This is a genomic window from Rhodococcus sp. EPR-157 (genome assembly GCF_001647195.1).
GTDB lineage: Bacteria > Actinomycetota > Actinomycetes > Mycobacteriales > Mycobacteriaceae > Rhodococcoides.
On sequence record NZ_LVCV01000441.1, the window covers coordinates 1 to 6,768 of the forward strand.

Genomic DNA, 6,768 nt, shown 5'->3' on the forward strand with positions numbered 1-6,768 from the left:
ATCGACGTGAGTTCGAAGCGACTTGATGTGCTCCTTGTGCTCGACGCCGAAGCGCTGCTCCTCGTCGACGATGACCAACCCGAGGTCCTTCCAGGTGACCCCGGTCTGCAGCAACCGGTGAGTACCGATGACGATGTCGACGGTACCGTCGGCGAGGCCTGCCATGACCGCCTTCGAGTCGGCCCCGTGCGTGAAGCGCGAGAGCCCTCTCACCGTGACCGGGAACGCAGCCATTCGTGCGGTGAATGTCTGTAGATGTTGCTGCGCCAGAAGGGTTGTCGGCACCAACACTGCGACCTGCTTACCGTCCTGGACAGCCTTGAATGCTGCCCGTACAGCGATCTCGGTCTTGCCGTAGCCGACGTCCCCGAGAATGACGCGGTCCATCGGGACCGGCTTCTCCATGTCAGCTTTGACCTCGGTGATCGCGGTCATCTGGTCCATCGTCTCGGTGAATCCGAACGCGTCTTCCATCTCGCGCTGCCACGGTGTATCGGGGCCGAAAGCATGACCAGGCGCTGCCTGTCGGGCCGCATACAGCTGCACCAGCTCGCCGGCAATCTCTCGAACTGCCTTGCGTGCTTTACGTTTGGTGTTCGCCCAGTCCGAACCGCCGAGCTTGCTGAGCGAGGGGAGCTCGCCTCCCACGTAACGGGACAACTGGTCGAGCGAGTCCATCGGTACGAACAGTCGGTCACCCGGCTGTCCGCGCTTGCTCGGTGCGTACTCGATGACCAGGTACTCACGACGAGCACCTCCGACCGTCCGTTCGATCATCTCGACGAACCTGCCGATGCCGTGTTGATCGTGTACGACGCTGTCGCCGGCGACCAGAGCGAGCGGATCGACCTGGTTTCGCCTCTTGGCGGGCATCTTTCGACCTTCGGTCGCCGCGACACGGTTGCCAGTGAGATCGCTCTCGGTGACCACCACGAGTTTGGCGTCGGGAAGGATCAATCCTTCGTGCAACGAACCGCAGAGAACGCTGACGACGTCGGGAGACGGCTCTGCTCCCGATTCGATATGCACTGCAGGCACTTCGGCTTCGCCGAGTCGTTCGATGATCCTCGTCGCCGTGCCGGCACCCGCAACCGCGATCACGGCGCGACCGCCGGTGGAGACGTGCGCCCGCAGCATCGCGAAGACGCCCGTCAGAAGTTCCTCGGAGCCGCGGACTTCGGGAACCGACTCGACGGCCAGTTCCACTTCCTCGTCGCTGCCGGAAGACAGCGGGCTGATGGTCCACCACGGCCGCCCCAGTGCCTGTGCCGATTCGCGGATCTGGCGCAACGACCGGTACGCCGACGCGCCGAGGTCGAGGCTCACTCCGCCCAGACTGTCCGTGTTGACCGTCGACGTATCTAGCGGTGCGGCGCCTCCGACCGACGCCGCCGTCCACGACGCCTCCAGGAACTCCTGTCCGGTTCGAACCAAATCTGTTGCGCGCGTGCGGATTCGCTCCGGGTCGCACAGCAAGACGTGTGATCCGTCCGGGAGAACATCGGCGAGTAGCTGCAACTCCCCCGGTTGCAGCAGAGGGAGCAACGCCTCCATACCCTCGACCGGGATGCCCGCGGACAGCTTGTCCAGCATCTCGACGAGAGCGGCGTCGGCTTGATTGTCGGCAGCGAGGACAGCCGCGCGATCGCGGACCATCTGAGTGAGAATCAGCTCGCGGCACGGCGGCGCGATGACGGAAGCGATCTCGATGTCGGGGATCGAACGCTGATCGGAGACCGAGAACGCACGGAGCTCGGTGACCTCGTCGCCCCAGAATTCGACGCGCACCGGATGGTCGGCCGTCGGGGAGAAGATATCGAGGATGCCGCCCCGGACCGCGAACTCACCGCGCTTGCCGACCATGTCGACCCTCGTGTACGCGAGTTCGACCAGACGGTGGATCAACCCGTCGAAGTCGATTTCGACGCCCACCTTCAACCCGATCGGTTCGATCTCCCCGAGTCCGGGCGCCATGGGTTGAACCAACGAACGGACGGTGGTGACGATGACCTGCAGCGTCGGGCCGTAGTCCTTGTCGTCCGGGCGAGCCAGCCTGCGCAAGACCTCGAGCCGTCGGCCCACGGTGTCCGCACTGGGCGAGAGGCGCTCGTGCGGCAGCGTCTCCCATGACGGGAATTGGACGACGGCGTCGCCGAGGATCTGTTGCAGCTCGGTCGTCAGGTCGTCGGCTTCGCGCCCGGTGGCCGTGACGACGAGTACCTGCGCGCGTTGCGCGATGGCGGCTGCAACGAACGGCCGCGACGAGTTCGGTGCAACCAGGATGCGCTCGGGTGCACCGACCGCGTCGGCGACGGCCACCATCGACGAATCCGTCAGCGCGACACTGGCCAGACCCGAGAGTTGCAAAGCCGCGTCGGGAACGACCGGGGCCGACCGAGAACTGGAAGCGGCAGGCAAGGAATCGGAAGACAACAGCAATGCTCCTGAACGTGTCGTGGCGACGGCTGCGCGCGGACAATCGTGGTCAAGTCTATGGGAGCACACCGACAGAGGGGCAGGCGGGAGAGGCGAGAAACCTCTCGGTCACCCCAGAGCCGCGTCCAGCATCTGGGCGAGCGTTTCTGCTGCGGTGGCCGAATCGTATGTGGGGTCGTGCAGGCATTCGGTGACGATGGCGTCGATGGCGCCGCCGGTGATGATCGCGAGCGAGCGTGAGTCGACGGCGTGCGCCCCGCGCGCTGCGACCGCCGTGTCGATGACGTCGGCCAGTGGTCGCCACCTCTGCTCCGGGGTGTGACCGTGGGCGGGGTTGCCGAGGGCCTCGATCAACATGCGGGTGTGCCGGGGATACTCGCGCAGATGGCCGACCATCGCGCGCACGTACGCCTGGGGACCGATCTGTGCGTCGACCGACTCGACTGCCTCGGCGACATCGTCGACCAGAGCGGTGAGAACGAACTGGTAGGCGGCGTCCATCACGGCATCTTTGGTCCGAAAGTAGTACAGCACAGCAGCTTTGGTGATACCGACGCTTTCTGCGATGCGCGCGAGCGAGACCTTGGCGTACCCGTGCTCGGCCACCGCTTCGATCGTGACGTCGATCAGTTGAGCGCGTCTGGCGCGTTCTGTGAAGCTCGGTTTCTCGGTTGCCACACCCACGAACTTACCGTACGGTCAAATTACTTACCGATCGGTTAGGAGTTGAATGAGCGACCAGCCCAGCAAGCCCCGGCGCAGATACCTTCGCATCGCCGTAGGAGCGGTGATCGTCGGCGCGGTTGCCATCGCGTTCGTTCTGCGGTCGCCGTCACCCGTCGGACACTGGAACAGCGCGGAGGACCGAGATCGATTCCTCGCCGCATACGACCGGGCGTTCCAGGACCTTCCCGCTCCAGCCGAGACGTTGGACATCCGCACCGACTACGGCGTCGTCCGCGTGTATCGGTTCACCGGAACCGGGAGTTCGACGCATCCGCTGTTCCTGCTACCCGGCCGCTCCTCGGCCACCCCGGTGTGGGCCGCAAATCTCCCGGGCTTGCTGACGATCGGAGACGTGTACACCGTCGATCTGCTCGGCGAACCGGGGCGCAGCATCCAAGAGCGTCCGATTTCCGGCGACGACGACCAGGCTGCCTGGCTCGACCAAACGCTGCAGGCACTGCCAACCAGCAAGGTTCACCTGGTCGGCCTGTCCATCGGCGGTTGGACTGCGGCAAATCTCGCTCTGCACGACAGCTCGCACATCGCCACTCTGACCCTGATCGATCCCGCGCAGGTGTTCGGCGACATCCCGTGGAGCACCGCGATCCGCGCGCTACCCGCCGCCGTGCCGTGGCTTCCGAAATCGTGGCGGGACAGCTTCAACTCGTACACCGCCGGCGGCGCAGAGGTACAGGACGTCCCCATCGCCGACATGATCGAAGCCGGCATGCATGCTTACTCGCTGAAGTTGCCGCAACCGACGCGGATCAGCGAAGACCGCCTCGCGGCACTCGACGTGCCTGTTCTGGCCGTCATCGCCGGGCGATCGGTGATGCACGACGCACGAGAGGCCGTCGACACAGCCGAGCGGGCGCTGCCCAACGGAACTGTGCAGCTCTACCCGGACGCATCACACGCCGTCAACGGTGAATACCCTGACCGGCTGCGTGACGACATCGCCGACTTGGTCGCAACGCATTCCGACAGGTGACGCTAGTGCCGGATGACTCGCCGGGCCGCGAACTCGCGGAAGTACTCGACCTTGCCCGCCGTGACGAGAGAAGGAAGCAGGTAGTACCAGAGCCGTTCCATCCGAGACGGCAGCTCCTCGGTGGTGCCGGTGGCGACGGCCACCATATGCACGCCGGTCAGGATTTCGAGGACCAACGCTCCGATGGTCTTGGGATCTGCGTCGGCGGCGAGGTCACCCTGCTTGATCGCCTTGGCCGCAAGTGCGTTGAACGAATCGCTCCACCCCGCCATGACGTTGCCCTGGGTTCCGCGGTAGTCGCCGATCTGGTGGCTCAAGCGCAGCATGGCCGACACCATGGGGTCGCTGACCGACATGTCGACAACGATGTACGAAATACCGATAGCAGCTTCGAGGGCCGGAATACGACCGTCGTTGAACTGCTGGCACGCAGACGTGAGCCTGGCATTACCCTCGTCGATGACCGCCCGCGCCAGCTCTTCCTTCGAGCCGAAGTGGAAGTACAGAGCACCCTTGGTGACCTGTGACTGGGAAATGATTTCGCTGAGGCTCGCGTTCGCGTAGCCAAGGCGCAGGAAAACATTCGCGGCACCCGACAGCACCGTGTCGCGCGTGATTTCGGCGCGTGCCTGTCTGACCATTGGATCCGCCTTCGCAATACTGGACTGCCACTGCGCAAATTACGAGCGAACGGTACCACCCAGTGGCATTCTTACCTCGGTCAACGTGCTTCTGGTCCGAACTGGTTCTACGCGGACCCTGTGAAGTAGCTCCCAACGTCCAAATCAAACGCTACCCGCTCTTTCCCCAACAGGTGTGGAAATCGTCGGCTCATTCGCGACCTAATTGCGGCTCCGCCTCCAGATTGGTCAATCCGTTCCAGCACAGGTTGACAACATGAGCGGCTACCACCTCTTTCGACGGCTCTCGCACGTCAAGCCACCATTGCGCCGTCATGGACACCATTCCGACGAGCGCTTGCGCGTACAGCGGCGCGAACCCGGCATCGAAACCTCGTCGAGTGAAATCACTCGCCAGTATGTGCCCGACCTGACCGACCGCGTCGTTCAGCAGCGACGAGTACTTGCCGTCGGGCGCGGCGACGGGCGAGTCCCGCACGAGGATTCGAAACCCGTCGGTACGGTCTTCCACATAGGTCAGCAGCGCGAGGGCGACGCGTTCGACCCGGATCCTGGATCTGTTCTGCGACAGCGAGGACGTGATCATCTGCAACAGAGTGGACATCTCGCGGTCGACGATGACCGCGTACAGGCCCTCCTTGCCGCCGAAGTGCTCGTAGACGACGGGTTTCGACACATTCGCGCGGCCGGCGATCTCCTCCACCGACGTCGCCTCGTATCCCCGTTCCGCGAACAGAGACCTGCCGATCTCGATCAATTGCTCACGGCGCTGCGTACCCGTCATGCGAACGCGCGGCGCCCGCTCGGGTTCGGACATCGATTACCTCCAACTATCTGGGCCGTTCTCCTCAGGTCTCAGCCGACCGGAGACGAACGGTCTCACCACCCGAGCCTAATGGGACGAATGACACGATCGGAGGGAGCGGTTCGACCTGCGACCACATCTCATGCGAGACTCGTTGCGCTCGGCGGGAGACCCGTGGCCGTAGTCTGTTCGTTGCAGGCACCGGCCATCGGCGAAACCGCTGGTCCATGATCCGCCGTGGTGTAATGGCAGCACCTCTGATTTTGGTTCAGATAGTTCAGGTTCGAGTCCTGGCGGCGGAGCGAGAAACATCTGCCCTACACGTAGTAGTCAAGCGAAATGTCGCCGAGGAGCTCAGTTGCCATTGCACACCGCCGTGGTCGTTCTCGCAGCTGGTGCAGGCACCCGGATGCGCTCGAAGACCCCGAAGGTTCTGCATTCTCTGGCCGGACGCACGATGCTCGCTCACGCCCTGCATGCCGCTGCCGACCTGGGACCCGACCATCTCGTCACCGTCGTCGGCCATGATCGCGAGCGGGTCACCGAATCGGTCGCCGAACTGAGCGCCGAACTCGGTCGAGAGATCTCCACCGCCGTTCAGGACCAACAGCTCGGCACCGGCCACGCTGTGCAGTGCGGCCTCAGCGCGTTGCCGGACGACTTCGAGGGCACGATCCTCGTCACAGCGGCCGACGTCCCACTGCTCGACGGACACACCCTGAAGGCTCTGCTCGACGAGCACCTCAGCGCCCCACTGCCTGCGGCCGCGACGGTCCTCACCTTCGTCCCCGGCGACGCCAACGGGTACGGCCGTATCGTGCGGACGTCGGACGATCAGGTGGCCGAAATCGTCGAGCACGCCGACGCCACCCCGGCGCAGATTCTCATCGACGAGGTCAACTCCGGTGTCTACGCCTTCGACGCCGCAGCACTCCGCTCGGCGCTCGGCAAGCTGAGCACTGCCAACGCCCAGCATGAGCTCTACCTCACCGATGTGGTCAAGATCAGCAGAGTCGACGGTCTTCCCGTCTATGGCACACAGCTCGCAGACCCGGACCTGGTCATGGGCGTCAACGACCGTGTGCAACTCGCCCACGTGACCAAGGTGCTCAACCGCCACATCGTCGAGAGACACATGCGGGCCGGCGTGACGGTCGTGGACCCGGCGA

6 protein-coding genes and 1 tRNA gene are annotated in these 6,768 nt (G+C 64.3%); 3 read left to right on the forward strand and 4 right to left on the reverse strand.

Annotation, left to right across the window (positions count from 1 at the left end; all coding sequences use genetic code 11):
* The coding region (locus tag A2J03_RS20495; RefSeq protein WP_231912630.1) for a DEAD/DEAH box helicase at positions 1-2,322 on the reverse strand (2,322 nt) is incomplete at its 3' end.
* Positions 2,323-2,544: 222 nt separating this feature from the next.
* Positions 2,545-3,114: a TetR/AcrR family transcriptional regulator gene (locus tag A2J03_RS20500; protein ID WP_068377720.1), complete on the reverse strand. Its 570-nt coding sequence runs from the start codon at positions 3,112-3,114 to the stop codon at positions 2,545-2,547.
* A gap of 52 nt (positions 3,115-3,166) precedes the next feature.
* Here A2J03_RS20500 and A2J03_RS20505 point away from each other — a divergent pair, with 52 nt between their 5' ends.
* Positions 3,167-4,153 carry an alpha/beta fold hydrolase gene (locus A2J03_RS20505; RefSeq protein WP_068377711.1) on the forward strand — a complete coding sequence of 329 codons (987 nt, stop codon included), beginning with the start codon at positions 3,167-3,169 and terminating at the stop codon, positions 4,151-4,153.
* 2 nt (positions 4,154-4,155) lie between these two features.
* Here A2J03_RS20505 and A2J03_RS20510 read toward each other — a convergent pair whose 3' ends face one another.
* The gene (locus A2J03_RS20510) at positions 4,156-4,794 is read right to left on the reverse strand and encodes a ScbR family autoregulator-binding transcription factor (RefSeq protein WP_068377713.1); all 639 of its coding nucleotides are present in this window, start codon (positions 4,792-4,794) and stop codon (positions 4,156-4,158) included.
* 190 nt (positions 4,795-4,984) lie between these two features.
* Entirely contained in the window at positions 4,985-5,611 is a 627-nt protein-coding gene (locus tag A2J03_RS20515) for a TetR/AcrR family transcriptional regulator (protein WP_068377716.1), read from the reverse strand.
* 219 nt (positions 5,612-5,830) lie between these two features.
* On the opposite strand from A2J03_RS20515, the gene A2J03_RS20520 reads away from it, so the two are divergent.
* Together A2J03_RS20520 and A2J03_RS20525 are read left to right on the forward strand one after the other, a co-directional pair.
* Positions 5,831-5,901, forward strand: a tRNA-Gln gene (locus tag A2J03_RS20520).
* Positions 5,902-5,957: 56 nt separating this feature from the next.
* Positions 5,958-6,768 (forward strand): NTP transferase domain-containing protein (locus A2J03_RS20525; RefSeq protein ID WP_197480884.1); only part of this gene is annotated, 811 nt, incomplete at its 3' end.

Bases quoted from the DNA above. Each gene is read 5' to 3' on its own strand.
- A2J03_RS20505 (WP_068377711.1), top strand. From the start codon at position 3,167: ATGAGCGACCAGCCCAGCAAGCCCCGGCGCAGATACCTTCGCATCGCC.
- A2J03_RS20515 (WP_068377716.1), bottom strand. From the start codon at position 5,611: ATGTCCGAACCCGAGCGGGCGCCGCGCGTTCGCATGACGGGTACGCAG.
- A2J03_RS20510 (WP_068377713.1), bottom strand. From the start codon at position 4,794: ATGGTCAGACAGGCACGCGCCGAAATCACGCGCGACACGGTGCTGTCG.